This is a genomic window from Geodermatophilus sp. SMS 5-13 (genome assembly GCF_059428245.1).
In genome coordinates this window covers 5,654,609-5,670,856 of sequence record NZ_CP165729.1, presented here as the reverse complement: position 1 = coordinate 5,670,856, position 16,248 = coordinate 5,654,609, and the positions used below count along the sequence as shown (strand labels likewise).

Annotated in this window: 13 protein-coding genes; 6 read left to right on the top strand and 7 right to left on the bottom strand. The window is 73.9% G+C overall.

Features of this window, described 5'->3' with window-relative positions; translation table 11 throughout:
- Positions 1–9: 9 nt before the first annotated feature.
- The 3 genes from murJ to AB3388_RS27475 are packed head-to-tail and all read right to left on the bottom strand — an operon-like array spanning position 10 to position 4,873.
- Entirely contained in the window at positions 10–2,064 is a 2,055-nt protein-coding gene (gene murJ / locus AB3388_RS27485) for a murein biosynthesis integral membrane protein MurJ (RefSeq protein ID WP_495408521.1), read from the bottom strand.
- Positions 2,061–4,400 (bottom strand): DUF6049 family protein, encoded by a 2,340-nt coding sequence (locus tag AB3388_RS27480; protein ID WP_495408520.1) that lies wholly within the window; start codon positions 4,398–4,400, stop codon positions 2,061–2,063. The genes murJ and AB3388_RS27480 overlap by 4 nt, the downstream gene beginning before the upstream one ends.
- Positions 4,397–4,873: an NUDIX hydrolase gene (locus AB3388_RS27475; protein WP_448626265.1), complete on the bottom strand. Its 477-nt coding sequence runs from the start codon at positions 4,871–4,873 to the stop codon at positions 4,397–4,399. Before AB3388_RS27475 ends, AB3388_RS27480 begins: the two co-directional genes overlap by 4 nt.
- Positions 4,874–4,916: 43 nt before the next feature.
- Between AB3388_RS27475 and AB3388_RS27470 the strand changes: the two genes are divergently transcribed.
- The 3 genes from AB3388_RS27470 (at position 4,917) to AB3388_RS27460 (ending at position 8,106) form a co-directional block, all read left to right on the top strand.
- The gene (locus tag AB3388_RS27470) at positions 4,917–6,407 is read left to right on the top strand and encodes a CCA tRNA nucleotidyltransferase (protein ID WP_495408519.1); all 1,491 of its coding nucleotides are present in this window, start codon (positions 4,917–4,919) and stop codon (positions 6,405–6,407) included.
- Between the two features lie 42 nt (positions 6,408–6,449).
- Positions 6,450–7,070, top strand: a complete 621-nt coding sequence (locus AB3388_RS27465; protein ID WP_495408518.1) for a maleylpyruvate isomerase family mycothiol-dependent enzyme — start codon at positions 6,450–6,452, stop codon at positions 7,068–7,070.
- Positions 7,071–7,173: 103 nt separating this feature from the next.
- Positions 7,174–8,106 carry a putative endonuclease domain-containing protein gene (locus AB3388_RS27460; protein ID WP_495408517.1) on the top strand — a complete coding sequence of 311 codons (933 nt, stop codon included), beginning with the start codon at positions 7,174–7,176 and terminating at the stop codon, positions 8,104–8,106.
- A 47-nt stretch (positions 8,107–8,153) separates the two neighbouring features.
- On the opposite strand, the gene AB3388_RS27455 is transcribed toward AB3388_RS27460, so the two are convergent.
- Positions 8,154–9,431, bottom strand: coding sequence for an MFS transporter (locus tag AB3388_RS27455; protein ID WP_495408516.1), 1,278 nt, complete (start codon positions 9,429–9,431; stop codon positions 8,154–8,156).
- Positions 9,432–9,587: 156 nt separating this feature from the next.
- Between AB3388_RS27455 and AB3388_RS27450 the strand changes: the two genes are divergently transcribed.
- Positions 9,588–10,256 carry a YqgE/AlgH family protein gene (locus AB3388_RS27450; protein ID WP_495408515.1) on the top strand — a complete coding sequence of 223 codons (669 nt, stop codon included), beginning with the start codon at positions 9,588–9,590 and terminating at the stop codon, positions 10,254–10,256.
- A 113-nt stretch (positions 10,257–10,369) separates the two neighbouring features.
- Here AB3388_RS27450 and AB3388_RS27445 read toward each other — a convergent pair whose 3' ends face one another.
- The 3 genes from AB3388_RS27445 to AB3388_RS27435 form a co-directional block, all read right to left on the bottom strand.
- A complete protein-coding gene (locus tag AB3388_RS27445) occupies positions 10,370–11,140 on the bottom strand; it encodes a hypothetical protein (RefSeq protein WP_495408514.1) in 771 nt (256 codons plus the stop codon).
- 92 nt (positions 11,141–11,232) lie between these two features.
- Positions 11,233–12,312 carry an inositol-3-phosphate synthase gene (locus tag AB3388_RS27440; RefSeq protein WP_495408513.1) on the bottom strand — a complete coding sequence of 360 codons (1,080 nt, stop codon included), beginning with the start codon at positions 12,310–12,312 and terminating at the stop codon, positions 11,233–11,235.
- A gap of 79 nt (positions 12,313–12,391) precedes the next feature.
- Positions 12,392–13,018 carry a PadR family transcriptional regulator gene (locus tag AB3388_RS27435; protein ID WP_495408512.1) on the bottom strand — a complete coding sequence of 209 codons (627 nt, stop codon included), beginning with the start codon at positions 13,016–13,018 and terminating at the stop codon, positions 12,392–12,394.
- Between the two features lie 153 nt (positions 13,019–13,171).
- Here AB3388_RS27435 and AB3388_RS27430 point away from each other — a divergent pair, with 153 nt between their 5' ends.
- Both AB3388_RS27430 and AB3388_RS27425 read left to right on the top strand, forming a co-directional pair.
- A complete protein-coding gene (locus AB3388_RS27430; RefSeq protein ID WP_495408511.1) occupies positions 13,172–13,582 on the top strand; it encodes a DUF5318 family protein in 411 nt (136 codons plus the stop codon).
- A 468-nt stretch (positions 13,583–14,050) separates the two neighbouring features.
- Positions 14,051–16,237 carry a transglycosylase domain-containing protein gene (locus AB3388_RS27425; RefSeq protein WP_495408510.1) on the top strand — a complete coding sequence of 729 codons (2,187 nt, stop codon included), beginning with the start codon at positions 14,051–14,053 and terminating at the stop codon, positions 16,235–16,237.
- Positions 16,238–16,248 lie beyond the last annotated feature (11 nt).

Here is a 16,248-nt window from a genome sequence, read left to right as displayed (position 1 = left end):
CTGACGGGGTCACGCCCGACCACGCCCCAGCCGGGACCGGACCGCTTCGAGCGGCTCCCGGACCTCGGGGACGCGGGCGACGACGAGACCTCCCACGACCGCGACGCCGATGACCACGGTACCGACCAGGAGAGTGACGAGCGAGCCTGCCACCGATGTGCCCAAAACGTGATCGAGCAGCGTGACCACGCCCCAGCCGACGAGCCCGGCGGCGGCCGATACGGCGGCAATCCGCAGGACAGGGGCGAGCGTCTGGCGGGTCGGCAGCGCGCCCAGGGTGCGCCGCAGGGCGACGTCCCCCAGGATCCAGCCGGCCACGTAGGTGAGCGAGGTCACGAGCATCAGGCCGGCCACGACGTGCTCGGGATCGGCGACGACCGGGACGAGCAGCAGCAGCGGCACCCGCACCGCGACCATCCCGAGCTGGATCAGCGTGGGCGTGCGGGCGTCCTTCATCGAGTAGAACACCCGCAGCTGCAGCAGCGTGATCGCCATCGGCAGCAGCCCGAAGGCGCCGATCGCCAGCGCGGTGCCGATGCCGCGCGCATCGGCGACCGAGGTGTTGCCGCGCGCGAAGACGACGGTGGCCAGGGCAGGTCCGAGCACGACGAGCGCCGCGGTGACCGGGAGCAGCCCGAGGGCGGACAGCCGGGTGCCCAGCGCCAGGTCCTTGACCACGCCGGGGACGTCGCGCCGGGCTGCGGCCCGGCTCATCCGCGGCAGCAGCGCCGTGAGCAGGGCGACGCCGATGATCCCGTAGGGCATCTGGAACAGCAGGCTGGCCGTGGCGTAGGCGGCCGAGCCGAGGGCGCCCTCGCGGCCGGCGCTGTTGGCCACGTTGGTCGCCACGACCACGCCCACCTGGCTGATCGCGACGTAGCCGATCACCCAGAGCCCGAGCGTGCCGGCCTCGCGCAGGCCGGTGTTCTTCAGCCCCCACCGCGGGTGCAGCGGCACGCCCGCCCTGGGCAGCAGCGGCAGCAGGACCAGCGCCTGGACGGCGATGCCGAGCGTGGTGCCGATCCCGAGCAGCCAGACCTGGCCGGCGGTGATCGTGGCCGGTGTGAGGTCGCCCGGACCGCTGGCGGCGATGAACAGCACGCCGGTGGCGATCACCACGACGTTGTTGAGCACCGGCGCCCAGGCCGGCGGGCCGAAGACGTCGCGGGAGTTCAGGATCGCCGTCGCCAGGGCGCCGATTCCGTAGAAGACGATCTCGACCAGGAGCAGGCGGGCCAGCCAGTTGGCCAGGTCCACCTGCTCGGCGTCCCCACGGATGCCGTAGAGCCAGGTGAGCGCGGGGGCGGCGAGGACCGCCAGCACCGTGACGCCGGCCAGCCCGGTGACCGCCAGGGTGGCCAGCCGCTGCGCGTAGGCGGCCCCGCGGTCGGCGTCGCGCTCCTGCGCGTGCACCAGCAGGGGGACGACGACCGAGGTGAGCACGCCGCCGAGCAGCAGCTCGTAGACGATGTTGGGCAGCGTGTTCGACGTGTTGTAGGCGTCGTTGACCAGTCCGACACCGAGGGCGGCGACCAGCACCATCGTCCGCAGCAGCCCGGTGATCCGGGAGACCAGCGTGGCGACGGCCATGGTGCCGGCGGCCCGGAGGATGCCGCGGCTGGCGCCGGGGGCGCCCTCCCGCTGCTCGAGCTCCTCCTCCGTCTCGCCGGTGGGCCGCGGAACCGGCGGCAGCACCGGGATGACCTGGGTGAACTCCTCCTCCGGATGCGGCACGAAGCGCCGCCGCGGGGACGGCGGCACCGGCGGCAGGGGCATCCGGCGGGGGCTCGGCTCGGGCGCGGCCGGGTACGGCGGCGGAGGCAGCTCCTGGGGCCGCTCGTCGGCCACGCGCGGCCGGGCGCCGGTGAGGGCGTCGGCCGAGGGGGCCGATGCCGGCGGGGTCTCGCGGTAGGGCGGCGGGGGCAGCGGCGCGGCGCCACGGGGTGCCCGGGTGCGCGGCGCGGCCGGCGGGACCGGCGGCAGGGGCCGCGCGGCGCCGTCCCCCTGCTGCTCGTCGCGGACCGGGACCTCCTCCTCGTCCACCGGGTGCCTGTCCGCGGTCACACCGGGCTCCGGGTGGGCGGCAGCGGGACGGCGGCACCCTCGGGACCGGGCGCGCCCACGATGTCCTCGGCCGGCGGGCCGCCGCGGCGGCGGCTCAGGAGGAACCGCACCAGCCGGCGCAGGAAGAGCAACCCGAGCAGCACGGCGGCCCCGATCGTGATGATCAGCGAGATCGAGCCGTAGGCGGTGCTCTTCACCTGGATCTGCACGGGGTCGCCGAGCTTCCCGCCGCTGGGCGTGGTCAGGGTGGCGGTGACCGCGAACCGGCCGGACTGCCGCACCGAGGTGGGCACCTGCAGCGTCGTCCGCTCGCCGGGCGCGAGCTCCTGGACGCCGATGTCCTCGATCTGCAGGCCCACGTTGCCGCGGGTGCGCAGCTGCAGCAGCACCCGGACGGCGAAGGGCAGGTCGTTGCGCACGGTGAGGACGAGCGGGGCGTCGCTGGAGGCGAGGCTGTAGGTGCCGTCGGCGGGGGCGAGCAGGGTCACCCGGTCGCGGAGCCGGTCGACGGCGCCGTGCAGCTGCTCGGCCGCGGTCACGAAGCCGGCCGGGTCGGCCCGCCACGCCACCGAGACGGTGCGGGCGATCGCGGCGTCCTCGGGCGCCAGCGCGGCGTCGGGGGAGCCGACGACGGCGCCGGCGAGGTCGTCGCGCACCGCCACCGCGGCGGCGACCTCGGCGAGGCCGGCGCCGTCCAGCGCGGGGCCGGTGGGGGCGGCCAGCTGACCGGCGTCAGCCGCCGGCCCCGCCGCGACGTCCTCGACCGTGGCCGCGCGCAGCCAGGGCAGCTCGGCGGTGTCGGCCATCATCGCCCGCACGCCGTCGGGGTCCGCGCCGACCGCCCGGGGCGGGGCCACGAGCACGGTCGGGCCCAGGGCGGGGTCGGCCGGCGCCTGCAGGCTCAGCAGGGCGAGGTCGGCCAGGTAGCGCTGCTCCGCGATGCGCGCGCCGCCGGCGACCGCCTCGGTGGAGGCCGCGACGCCCCCCAGCGCGGTATCGGCGACCAGCGCCTCGACCGAGCCGTCCGCCAGCGGCACCGTCGTGCGCGCGGCGGCGGTGCCGGCGCGCAGCCCGAGCGCCCGGTCGCCGTCGGTGAGCGCGGCGGCGTCGACCACGACCTGCTGGGCGCCCCCGGTCCGGAGCGCGGCCAGGGTGTCGGCGGAGACCGTGCCGGCGGCCACCCACGCCAGGTCCGTGCGCGGCTCGACGCCGAGCGCGTCGGCCAGGATCCGCGCGCCGGCGCCCTCGTCCTCGGGCGGTGCGGACGCTCCCGTCGTCGCCGGGGCCGTGCCGTCGGCGAGCGGGTCCTCGGCCGTGCCCGCGGCGGTGCCGGGCAGGCTCCGGGTGAGGACGTCGGACAGGCCGGTGCGCACCAGCGCCTCGGCGTCGACGTCCCCGTAGGGCAGCGCGACGACGGGGTGGACGGCGGCGACCCCCCGCAGCCGGTCGAGGAAGGCGTCGGCGGCGGCGGTCCCCCGGCCGGCGTTCCTCTCCCCCGCGACCGCGTACGGACCGGCGGCCATGATCTCCAGCTCCTCGACCAGCGCCGGGTCGATCGCCAGCGTCACCGGCACCGCCGGCACCGGGTCACCACCGGCTGCGGGAACGGTGCCGGGCAGGTCCTCGACCACCGACAGCGCCCGGTCCAGCCGGCCGCCGGAGCGCACGGCGCCGGTCAGGTCGTCGTCGGCGAAGCCGCCGGAGGCGGTGCGGTGGCTGCGCTCGGCCAGCGGCCACAGCCAGGCCACCGTCGTCCGCCCGGCCGGGATCGCCGGCTGCTGCACGAGGTAGGTGGACAGCTCACCGACCCGCCGCCGCCCGCCGCCGTCGACGGTGCCGTTGACGTTGAGCAGCGCCGGGTAGACGCCGTCCCGGGTGAGGCCCAGCTGGTCGGAGGGGACGGCGTAGCTGAAGGAGAGGGAGTCGCCCGGCTCCAGGCGGCCGGACAGGTTCTGGAAGCCGGGCTCGACGGTCGTCGCCGGGTCGGGGTCGCTGTCGGCGGCGGCGAGCTCCGCCCGCGTCGTCAGCACCTCGCCGCGCTGCAGCCGCACTCCGAGGTCGCTGACCGCCTGGTCGCCGGTGTTGGTCAGCGTGCCGGTGACGGTGACGGTCGAGCCGGGGACGACGGTGCGCGGCTCGAACCGGGTGACGTCGATGGCGACCGGCCGCTCGGGGTCGGTGGTGTCGTCGGGCGCGGGGGCGGCGGCGGCCGGTCTCGGCGCCAGCAGGACGACGCCGCCGAGCACCGCCAGGCAGAGGAGCAGGACCGCTGCGCTCCGGGGTTGCGACCGGTGTCGGCCGTCGGCGGGAGCGCGGCCGGCAGCCGACTGTTTCACGCGCTGTCGGCCAGCAGGGCGGGCGCCCGCTCGACCAGGGCCCGCTCGTCGGCGTAGGCCAGCCGCTCGGAGAGCTCCGACAGCGGCACCCAGGCGACCTCGGTCACCTCGACGTCGGCGTCGGACAGCGCTCCCCCGATCGCGCGGAGCAGGAAGTGGTGCACCGTCTTGTGCACCCGGCGGCCGTCGGCCACGAACCAGAAGTCGATGATCCCGAGCGGCGCGACCACCTCGCCGATGATCCCGGTCTCCTCGGCGACCTCCCGGACGGCGGTGTCCTCGGGGGTCTCGCCCTCCTCGATGTGCCCCTTCGGGAGGGACCAGAGCAGGCGTCCGCGACGGTCCGTGCGCCCGATGAGGGCGGCACGCGGTTCCGATTCGCCGTCGTCGGCCACCACCAGGCCCCCGGCGGAGGTCTCGTCGACCCGGCGCAACCGGCGGCCGGGGCGTCCGCGCCCGCCCGTCCCAGCCATGCCCAGGAGGGTAGCGCGCGCTGCGGCACTACCCTGGCTCGTCGTGTCCGCTGTGCCCCCGAGTCGCCCTGATCCCGAGCCGGTGCCGCCGGCCGTCCAGGAGACCGTGCGCGCGCTCGTCGACGTCTCTCCCGTGCTGCGCGAGCTCGGCGAACGCTTCGCGGCGGCCGGATTCCAGGCGCACCTGGTGGGCGGCTCGGTGCGCGACGCGCTGCTGGCCGCCGGCTCGGGCGCGTCGCGTGTCCCCGGCGACCTCGACGTCACGACCGACGCCCGGCCCGAGCAGACCCTCGAGGTGCTGCGCGGGTGGGCGGGTTCCACGTGGAACACCGGCATCGCGTTCGGCACGGTCGGCGCCGAGGTGCGCGGCGTCCGGCTGGAGATCACCACCTTCCGGGCCGACCGCTACGACCGCGAGTCCCGCAACCCGGAGGTCGCCTGGGGCACCTCGCTGGTCGACGACCTGGCGCGGCGGGACTTCACGGTGAACGCGATGGCGGTGTCCCTCGGCCCGGACCGCACGGTCACCGACCCGTTCGGCGGGCTCGGCGACCTGCTCAAGCGGCGGCTGCGCACGCCCGGCGCCGCCGTCGACTCCTTCCTCGACGACCCGCTGCGGATGCTGCGCGCCGTCCGCTTCGTCGCCCAGCTGCAGGTGACCCCGGACGACGAGGTGGTCGCCGCGATGACCTCGCTCGCGCCGGAGCTGAAGCGGATCACGCCGGAGCGGGTGCAGCAGGAGCTCTCGAAGACCCTGCTCCAGGACTCACCGCGCGCCGCCCTGGAGCTGTTCGTGTCGACCGGCCTGGCCGACGCCGGTGACGTGCTGCCGGAGCTGGCGGCGCTGCGGATGGAGATCGACGAGCACCACCAGCACAAGGACGTCTACGCGCACTCCCTGACCGTGCTGGACCAGGCGATCGCGCTGGAGAAGGCCGACCCGGACGCCGAGTCGCCGGACCTCGTGCTGCGGCTGGCCGCGCTGCTGCACGACATCGGCAAGCCGGCCACCCGCCGGCACGAGCCGCGCGGGCGGGTCTCCTTCCACCACCACGAGGTGGTCGGCGCCAAGCTGGTGCGCAAGCGGCTGACCAAGCTGCGCTACTCCAAGGAGATCACCGAGGCGGTGGCCCGGCTGACCTTCCTGCACCTGCGGTTCCACGGGTACGGCCGCGGCGAGTGGACCGACTCCGCCGTCCGCCGGTACGTCACCGACGCCGGCGACCTGCTCCCCCGGCTGCACAAGCTCGTGCGCTCGGACTCCACGACCCGCAACAAGCGGCGCGCCGCGGCGCTGGCGGCGACCTACGACTCGCTGGAGAAGCGGATCGGCGAGCTCGCCGCGGCCGAGGACCTGGCGCGGGTCCGGCCCGACCTCGACGGCAACGCGATCATGGAGATCCTGGGCCTGCCGCCGGGCCGGGAGGTCGGCGAGGCGTGGCGCTTCCTCAAGGACCTGCGGCTCGAGCGGGGGCCGCTGCCGCCGGACGAGGCCGAGGCGGAGCTGCGCGCGTGGTGGGCCACCCGCTCCTGAGCCCGGTTTCCCCCGCGCCGCCTGCTGGGGCAGCATGGCCGGATGGCGGACGACATCTGGCCCGTGGTGCACGCCGAGCGCAAGGCGCTGGCCACCGACCTGGCCTTCGTGACGCCGGAGCAGTGGTCCACCCCGTCGCTGGCGGCCGGCTGGACGGTGCACGACGTCCTGGCGCACATGACGGCGACGGCGTCGATGACCCCGCCGGCGTTCCTGCTCAAGATGGCCCGGTCCGGGTTCCGGTTCAGCGCGTTCGCGGACAAGGAGATCGCGCGGGTCGGCGCCGACGGGCCGGCCGCCACGCTGGAGAAGTTCCGGGCGGTGGAGACGTCGACGTCCGCCCCGCCCGGGCCGAAGCTGAGCTGGCTGGGCGAGACTCTGGTGCACGCCGAGGACATCCGCCGTCCGCTCGGTTTCGCGCACGAGTACCCGGTGGACGCCGTCACGCGGGTGATCGACTTCTACGCCGGCTCCAACGTGCTGATCGGCGGCAAGAAGAGGGTCGCGGGGCTGACGCTGCGGGCGACCGACACCGACTGGTCCCGCGGCAGCGGCCCGGTCGTGGAGGGGCCGGCGATCGCGCTGCTGCTGGCGACCGCGGGCCGGACGAGCGCCCTCGACGACCTCACCGGCCCCGGCCTCGTCCAGCTGCGCTCCCGTTGAGCGGAGTCGCTCGGTGACGGTTTCCGCCACGGAGCGACTCCATGAGACGCGGTCCTGTGGATGACGCCGACGGGGAAGGGCGGCGGCTGGTGATCCTGCGGTCGTGCAGCGCCTCCCTTCGTTCGGCCGCGACGACGTGGCCCGCCGGCAGCAGCTCACCGAACGCGGAGTGAGCGCCGGCCGGATCCGCCGTGCCGTGGCCGCCGGCCGATGGCAGGAACCCGTTCCGGGAGTGCTGGTGGGGCACGGTGGCCCGCTCAGTCAGCGGCAGCGTTGGCTCGTGGGCATCCGACATGCCGGCAGCAACGGCTGCTTGTCACATCGCAGCGCACTTCTCGCAGTCGGATGCCGGGTTGAGGAGCTGGCGGCGGCACGGCGCGTTGCAGGGGTGCGCGGGCGCTACTCGGATCCACACGAGGGTGGGCTGGTCGAGGTGTCGGTGCCGCATGGACGGCATCTCCGGTCCTCCGGATTCGTCGTCGTCCACCAGAGCCGGCGCCCCCTGGAACCTGTCGAGGTCGACGGATTGCCCATGACGAGGGCGGCACGCGCAGCGGTAGACGTGGCAGTCACCGCCAGTCGCCGGTCCGAGGTCGATCACGTCATCTCGCATGTCCTCCAGCGCGGGCTGGCCACCGTCGAGCAACTCGCGGAGGAGACGCGCGCACTTGGTCGGCTCGCGACCACGTGGTTGCGCGCTGCGGTCGACGATGCCGCACGCGGCATGCGATCCGTCGGCGAGAGCGACCTGCGTCGAGTGATCGTGAGCGCGCGTCTGCCGGAGCCCGAGTGGAACGCTCCTGTCGAGACCCCCCAGGGCACGTACTACGTCGATGCGCTGTGGCGGGATCGTGGTGTCGGAGCCGAGGCGGATGGTTCTGCGTTCCACCTCTCGGCCGAGGACTGGTCGAAGGACATCCTGCGGCAGAACGCGATCCACGGTGTCGGCATCGTGCTCATGCGCTTCCCCGTCAGGCGGCTGCGGGGCGCGCCGACGACGTGCGGCGCGGAGCTCTGGTCGGTACTCGGCCGTTGATGGAGTCGATCAGTGACGGTTTCCGCGCACGAGCGACTCCGCAAGCGTCAGTGTTTGTGGGTGATGCGGGCGTACACGACGGCGGTCAGCAGGTAGCCGGCGCCGACGGCGACGAGCATCGGGTAGGAGATCCCGGACGGCGGCAGGACGAACGCGCCGACCAGCAGCGCCCCGACGAAGGTGACGTTGAACAGGGTGTCGTAGACGGAGAACACCCGGCCGCGGAAGTCGTCGTCCACGGACTCCTGCAGCGTGGTGTCGACGCAGATCTTGATCGCCTGCCCCACGAAGCCGAGCACCAGCCCGGCCCCGACGATCGTCGGCGCCACGAACGGCAGCCCGAGCCCGAGCTGGGCCAGGCCGCCGCCGACGAGCAGCAGCGTGATCCACCGGGGCTTGCCGATGTGCCGCACCACCCACGGGGTCACCGCCGCGGCCAGCAGCGTGCCCACGGCGCCGGCGCCGAGCACCTCGGCCAGCCCGACCAGCCCGCCCGGGAAGAGGCCGGCCGTGTCGGGGAACGTGTTCCGGTACAGCAGCAGGGTCATCAGCGTGAGGACGCCGTAGAACAGCCGGTGCAGGCTGATCGCGGTCAGCGCCGCGGCCGCCGGCGGGTGCGCCCACGCGTGCCGGGCCCCGGCGACCATCCCGACGGCCACCTCGCGGGCCGAGAGACGTGCCGAGCGGGCCATGTGGTCCGGCCCCAGGTAGGGACGGGTGAACCCGGCGACGACGGCGGCCGCGCCGAGGTAGGGCAGCGCCGCCGCCAGGGCCAGGGCCGCGTAGCCGGCGTCGCTGGTGCCGGTCAGTTGGAGCAGCCCGAGCGCCGCGCCCCCGCCGATGACGGTCGCCACCGCCCCGGACGTCGTCGACAGCGCGTTCGCCGACACCAGCGACGGTTCGTCCACCGTGTGCGGCAGCCCGGCCGACAGCGCCGCCAGCACGAACCGGTTGACCGAGAAGACGGCCAGCCCGGCGATGTAGAACGGCGTGCCGGCGACCCCGCCGAGCACCAGCGCCGCGACGACGGCGACCAGCGCCGCGCGCACCAGGTTCGCGCGCAGCAGCACCTGCCGCCGGCTCCAGCGGTCCAGCCACACCCCGGCGAACGGGCCCACCAGCGAGTAGGGCAGCAGCAGGATCGCGAAGCCCGCGGCGACGTCGATCGGGTCGGCGGCGCGCTGCGGGTTGAACAGCACGGTTCCGGCCAGCGCGGCCTGGAAGACGCCGTCGCCGAACTGCGAGAGCAGGCGGGTCGCCAGCAGCCGCCGGAAGTCCCCCCGCAGGAGCAGATGGCGCACGGTCGTCGGCGCCTGCTGCTGCATCCGGTCACCCTACGGGCCGGGAAACATTCGTCCACGTCACCGACGGGCCGAGTCCAGCGGGCGTCCAGGCACTTTTCAGCCGCAAAGTGGCCGTCGTCCTCTTGACGGCGCAGCCTCGACCTCCCCCGGGCTCGGTGGTGGGGCACACTGGACGAGATGACTCCGGTGCCTTCGTCGCCCGACCCTGAGTCCGGTCCGCCCACGCGGCCCGCGACCGGTCGCCGCCGCGCCGACGCCGTCCCCCCGCTGTCGATCGGCGGCATGGAGGACGTACGCCCCGGCGCGCTGCTCGTCGCGATGCCGACGCTGTCCGACCCCACGTTCGCGGGCACCGTCGTCTACGTCCTCGACCACACCGACAGCGGCACGCTCGGCGTCGTCCTCGGGCGGCCCAGCCAGGTCGAGATCCGGGACGTGCTGCCCGGCTGGTGCGACCTCGCCGTCGACCCGGGGGTGTTCCACGTGGGCGGCCCGTGCGAGACCGACACCGCCCTCTGCCTGGCCACCTCCCCCGCCGCGGTCGCCGACGAGGACAGCGGCCTGCGGCGCGTCGCCGGCGACGTGTACCTGGTCGACCTCGACAGCGATCCGGCGGCGCTGGACGGGCAGCTGGCCGGGCTGCGCGTCTTCGCCGGCTACGCCGGCTGGTCGCCGGGGCAGCTGGCCGTGGAGGTCGCCGAGGGCTCGTGGGCGGTCGTGCCGGGGAGGCCGGCCGACGTGCTGAGCCGGATGGCCGGCCCGCAGCTGTGGCGCGCGGTGATGGGCCGGCAGCGAGGGCGGCTGGCCGTGCTGTCGACCGCACCGGCCGACCCGTCGGCCAACTGACACGCCGCCAGGGGAGGCGTGCGGCGCCGACTTCTGGTAGGAAAGGTCCGGGAAGGGGCGGTCTGGGGAAGAGGCCGCCCCTTCCTGCTGTCCTGGTCCAGGGACCAGGACCTTCAGACGCCCACTTCCGCCGCGACCTCCGGCTGGTCGGCCGCGTTCAGCGTCTCGTCGTCGGCCGGCAGGTCGATCGTCCGGTCCCCGTGGTCGGAGAGCGTGATCGTGACCTCGAAGTCCTGGTCCGGCAGCGGCGTCACGTACTGCACGAGCAGCTTGTCCGACGAGGACACCGCGACCGTCTGGCCGCCGCTGAGCGCGAACACCGACGCCAGCTGGCTGTCGATCGAGCGCTGCCCCTGCCAGGTGTAGTGGCCGTCGAGGAACGCCCGCGGGTCGTCACCGGCCCGCGCGGAGAGGTTGAGCACCAGCTGCGCCAGGACGTCGACCAGCGACGCCGTCCCCTCGGCGGACGTCGCCATCGGACGGCGGACGTAGGCCACCTCGGGCAGACCGCGGGAGGCCAGGGCGTCGGCGAGGCCGGGGACGTCGCCGAACCAGAGGTCGTCCGGCGTGAAGAACAGCGTGCGCGTCTCGTCGGGGCGGCCGTCCTCGAAGGTGGTCACCGCCTGGGCGCGGCCGATCGAGCGGACGAAGTCCACCTCGCCGGTGAGCGTGAGCACGGCGCCGTCGCCGTAGGGCGCGGACTCGACGAAGTCCGCGCCGCCGTGCTCGAAGTTCTGGTGCAGCAGCTCGGCGAGCACGTTCGCCTCGTCCCGGGTGATCTCGTCCCCGGGGTTGCGCGCGACGGCGGAGCTGTCCGAGCAGCCGGCCAGCAGGGCCAGCACCAGTCCCAGGGCGAGCAGCAACGGACGACGGCGGGACGGCATGCCCGCCAGCGTAGGCAGCCGACCTGTCAGCCCCCGGGAACGCCACCGGGCCCGCCCCCCGACGGGGAGCGGGCCCAGGTGAGGTCCTTCGATCAGCGCTCGAGGTCACCCCGGATGAACGCCTCGACGGCGTCGCGGGCCTCGCTGTCGCTGTACTGCTCCGGCGGGCTCTTCATGAAGTAGGACGACGCCGACAGCAGCGGGCCACCGATGCCGCGGTCCTTGGCGATCTTCGCCGCGCGGATCGCGTCGATGATGATCCCGGCCGAGTTCGGGGAGTCCCAGACCTCGAGCTTGTACTCCAGGTTCAGCGGGACGTCGCCGAACGCGCGGCCCTCGAGGCGCACGTAGGCCCACTTCCGGTCCGAGAGCCACGGCACGTGGTCCGACGGGCCGATGTGCACGTTGCCGACGCCCATGTCGCGGTCGACCTGCGAGGTCACCGACTGGGTCTTGGAGATCTTCTTGGACTCCAGCCGCTCGCGCTCGAGCATGTTCTTGAAGTCCATGTTGCCGCCGACGTTGAGCTGCATCGTGCGGTCGAGCCGCACGCCGCGGTCCTCGAACAGCTTGGCGAGCACCCGGTGGGTGATCGTCGCGCCGACCTGGCTCTTGATGTCGTCACCGACGATCGGCAGGCCCGCGGCGGTGAACTTGTCCGCCCACTCCTTGGTGCCGGCGATGAAGACCGGCAGCGCGTTGACGAACGCGACGCCGGCGTCCAGCGCGCACTGCGCGTAGAACTCGGTGGCCTCCTGCGAGCCGACCGGCAGGTAGCAGACCAGGACGTCGGCGCCGGACTCGCGGATCGCGGCGGCGACGTCGACCGGCTGCTCGTCGGACTCCTCGATCGTCTCCCGGTAGTACTTGCCCAGGCCGTCGAAGGTGTGGCCCCGCTGGACGGTCACGCCGAGCGGCGGGACGTCGCAGATCGAGATGGTGTTGTTCTCGCTGGCGACGATCGCGGCCGACAGGTCCTGGCCGACCTTCTTGGCGTCGACGTCGAACGCCGCGACGAACTCCACGTCGGAGACGTGGTACTCGCCGAAGCGCACGTGCATCAGGCCGGGCACGGACGTCGTCTCGTCGGCGTCCCGGTAGTAGTGGACGCCCTGCACGAGCGACGCGGCGCAGTTGCCGACGCCGACGATGGCGACCTTGACGCTTCCCATGGATTGCTCCTCTTTCTCGGACCGCGACGGTCCGGTGACAGGGACCGGAGGCGGTCCTGCGACGTGCGTACGGGTGAGTTCAGGTGGTGCTGGGCGGATCGGACGGCGGGTCCGCGCGCGGTTTCACGGACGGGTCGGGCGGGCGGTCCTGCCTCGCGCTGCGGCGTTCGGCGTCGATGAGCTCGGACAGCCAGCGGACCTCGCGGTCCACCGAGTCCAGGCCGTGCTGCTGGAGCTCGAGCGTGTAGCGGTCGAGCCGCTCGCGGGTGCGGGCCAGCGAGGCGTGCAGGCCCTCGCGCTGCTGCTCGACGGTGCGGCGGCGGCCCTCGAGGATCCGCAGCCGGGCATCGGCGGCCGTGTGGCGGAAGAACGCCAGGCGGACGCCGAACAGCCCGCTGTCGTCGTACGCCTCCGGGCCGGACTGGCCGGCCATCTCGTGGAAGCGCTCCTTGCCCTCGGCGGTGATCGTGTAGACGATCTTGCCGCGCCGTCCGGTGAGCGGCGGGGCGTCGGCCGGCAGCAGCGCCTTGCGGTCGGGCGCCGCGGTGGTGATGTAGCCCGCCGCGTGCAGCCGCTTGAGCGCGGGGTAGAGGGAGCCGAACGAGATGCTGCGCAGCCCGCCGAGCAGTTGCGCGAGCTCTTTGCGCAGCTCGTAGCCGTGCATCGGCGACTGCTGGAGCAGACCCAGGATGGCGAACTCGAGCATCTCGCCTCCCGTCCCGGCCGGATCGATGTCCGGATCGATGTATCGAGACGATACATCGGGCGATGAACAGCAGCACAACCGGTGCCGAACGGGCGGGCGTCGACGGCGTGCGCCGAAGCGCCGCGTCAGAGCGCTGGTGCGTACATTGACGCCGTGCCCGGACGCCGATCCGTCGTGGACTACTCGCTGCAGCGGCGAGCCGTCCTCGCGGACGTGTACGCCGGGCGGACGGGCCTGTTCGAGGTCTGCGACGCCAGCCCCTACCTCTCCCGCGCGGCGAAGTACCACGGCGAGGCCACCGACACGGCCTGCCCGGTGTGCCGCAAGGAGCGGGTGACCCTGGTGAGCTACGTCTACGGTGAGCACCTCGGCCCGACGGCCGGCCAGGCCAAGACCGAGGCCGAGTTGGCCCGGATGGACGCGATGCAGGACGAGTTCTCCGTCTACACCGTCGAGGTGTGCCGGGGTTGCGGCTGGAACCACCTGGCCTGCTCGTACGTCCTCGGCGCGGAGCCGGAGCCGGGCCGCCAGCCGCGCAGGCGGCGCCGCGCAGCGACGGAGTAGTTGCTCACACCGGGGAATGCCCCGGTCACGCCGGACCCTTCCGTCACACGTGTCCCGTGACGCGTGCGGTTCTTGCGCGTTGTCCCCGTGATCCACAGCTGAAGACGACACCCTTGCGGCCGGGGCCTACCCCGGTCCCCGATACACGACTGTCCGAGAGGGGCCCACTGCGTGCCTTCCCACGACGAGACCTCCCCCGTCGCGCCGCGCGCCGGCTCGGTGCGCCGGCCGCCGTCCGCCCGTAGTTCCAGCACGGGTGGTGGTGGCGCCGGGGGCACTCGCCGACCGGCCGCCGGTGGCGGTCGCGGACGGACGACGGCCTCGCGGTCCGCCCCGGCCGGCGGAGCCGGCGGCACCCGTCCGCCCGGTAGCCGCCCTCCGGGTGGCCGCCCGACCGCGCGCACGCGCAAGCCGCCGCGCTCGAAGAAGCAGCGCCGTCAACGCAGGCTGAAGATCGCCCTGGCGACCATGCTGGGGCTCTTCGTCCTCTTCGGTGTCTTCATCGGCGTGGTCTACGCCAGCACCGAGGTCCCGGACATCAACGCCGTCCAGAACGCGCAGACGACGGTCGTCTACTACTCCGACGGCACCACGGAGATGGGCCGCCTCGGCAACGAGGGCCAGAACCGGACCAACGTCACGCTCGAGCAGGTCTCCGAGCCGGCGCGCAACGCGATCCTGGCCGCCGAGAACCGCAGCTTCTACACCGACCCGGGCATCTCCTTCACCGGCATCGTGCGTGCCGCGTGGAACAACGTGACCGGCGGTGCGACGCAGGGCGGCTCGACGATCACCCAGCAGTACGTGAAGAACGCCTTCCTGACGCAGGACCAGACGTTCAGCCGCAAGTTCCAGGAGCTGTTCCTGTCGATCAAGCTGGACAACAACTACTCGAAGGACCAGATCCTCGAGAACTACCTGAACACCATCTACTTCGGCCGCAGCGCCTACGGCATCGAGGCGGCGGCGAACACCTACTTCGGCGTCTCGGCCTCGGAGCTGACCGCCGAGCAGGGTGCCGTCCTCGCCGTCATGGTCCGCAACCCCTCGCGCTACGACCCGGCGAACGACCCCGAGGCCGCGCAGGACCGCTGGGGCAAGGTGCTCGACGCGATGGTCGACGAGAACTGGCTCTCGCAGAGCGACCGGGACGCCTCGGTGTACCCGCAGGTCCTGCCGAAGACCGGCTCGGGGCTCGGCGTGCCGGAGGACCCGTCGGGGCTCATCGTCCAGCAGGCCGTGGCCGAGCTGGAGAGCAAGGGCTACAGCGAGCAGCAGATCCGGGCCGGCGGCCTGCGGATCACCACGACGGTCGACCCGCGGATGCAGGACGCGGCCGAGACCGCCGTCGCCGACGTGATGGACGGCGAGCCGAACGAGGTCCTCCGGGAGGCGCTGGTCGCCGTCGACCCGCACACCGGCGCGGTCAAGGCGTACTACGGCGGCCCGTCCGGCGTCGGCAACGACTACGCGCAGGCGCAGCGCCAGCCCGGCTCGTCGATGAAGCCCTACGTCCTCGCGACCGGCCTCGAGCAGGGCATCGGCGTCAACGCCCGGCGCGACGGCAGCAACCACCAGAAGTTCCTCGACCGCGATGCGCCGGTGAACAACGCCGGCGGCGCGTCCTGCCCCGCCTGCACGCTCAAGGAGGCGATCACGCGGTCGCTGAACACGACGTTCTACGGGCTGGCGTACGAGGTCGGCCCGGACAACGTGCGGGACGTCGCGCTCCGGGCGACCGGCCTGCCGGACCAGTGGGCCGGCGGCGCCCTGGAGGGCAACAAGACCCTCGCCGCGCCGAGCGGCGCGACCGGTTCGTCGATCGGCATCGGCGAGTACGAGATGCGCCCGATCGACCAGGCGGTCGGCTTCGGGACCTTCGCCAACGGCGGCATCCACCACGCGCCGTTCTTCGTGGCCCGGGTGACCGACAGCGCGGGCGCCGTGATGCTGGAGAACGCCGGCGACGCCGGTGAGCAGGCGGTGCCGGCCGACGTCGCGAACGACGTCACCTACGCCATCAAGGGCGTCGCGGACTACTCCCACCGCCCGCTCGACGGCGGTCGCCCGGTCGCCAGCAAGACCGGCACGCAGGGCAAGGGCGGCAGCACGGTCGACAACACCGACGCCTGGATGGTCGGCTACACGCCGTCCCTGTCGACCGCGGTCTGGATGGGCAGCGACGGGCAGGCCGCGATCCAGAACGCGCAGCAGGGGCCCATCTTCGGCTCGGGGCTGCCCGGTGCGATCTGGCAGGAGTTCATGAACGCCGCGCTCGACGGCACGCCGGAGGAGTCGCTGCCCACCAAGGCGCTCATCGACGGCGACACGGGCGAGGGCGTGCCGGCCCCGACGACCGAGGCGGCGCCGACGACGCAGGCCCCGGCGCCCACCACCACGACGGCGCCGGCGCCGACCCAGGCCACGCCCTCGGACACGACCGAGGAGCCGCCGGTCCCCGGCGACACGGACGGCGACGGCATCCAGGACGACTTCAACGGCGACGGCGTCCCCGACAGCACGGGCAACCAGGACAACACCGGGGAGCAGCAGCCCGACCCGGACACCGGCGTCGCCGACCCCAACGCGCCCAACGCTCCCGGCGCCCCCGCGCCCGGGGACCAGCGCCAGGGCCGGGATCAAGCCACCGGCTGACCCCGGCGCGG

What these genes read in the sequence shown, in the direction of transcription:
- AB3388_RS27475 (WP_448626265.1), bottom strand. Translation starts at nt 4,873, where the DNA reads ATGGCTGGGACGGGCGGGCGCGGACGCCCCGGCCGCCGGTTGCGCCGG.
- AB3388_RS27465 (WP_495408518.1), top strand. Translation starts at nt 6,450, where the DNA reads ATGGCGGACGACATCTGGCCCGTGGTGCACGCCGAGCGCAAGGCGCTG.
- AB3388_RS27455 (WP_495408516.1), bottom strand. Translation starts at nt 9,431, where the DNA reads ATGCAGCAGCAGGCGCCGACGACCGTGCGCCATCTGCTCCTGCGGGGG.
- AB3388_RS27450 (WP_495408515.1), top strand. Translation starts at nt 9,588, where the DNA reads ATGACTCCGGTGCCTTCGTCGCCCGACCCTGAGTCCGGTCCGCCCACG.
- AB3388_RS27445 (WP_495408514.1), bottom strand. Translation starts at nt 11,140, where the DNA reads ATGCCGTCCCGCCGTCGTCCGTTGCTGCTCGCCCTGGGACTGGTGCTG.
- AB3388_RS27440 (WP_495408513.1), bottom strand. Translation starts at nt 12,312, where the DNA reads ATGGGAAGCGTCAAGGTCGCCATCGTCGGCGTCGGCAACTGCGCCGCG.
- AB3388_RS27435 (WP_495408512.1), bottom strand. Translation starts at nt 13,018, where the DNA reads ATGCTCGAGTTCGCCATCCTGGGTCTGCTCCAGCAGTCGCCGATGCAC.
- AB3388_RS27425 (WP_495408510.1), top strand. Translation starts at nt 14,051, where the DNA reads ATGCTGGGGCTCTTCGTCCTCTTCGGTGTCTTCATCGGCGTGGTCTAC.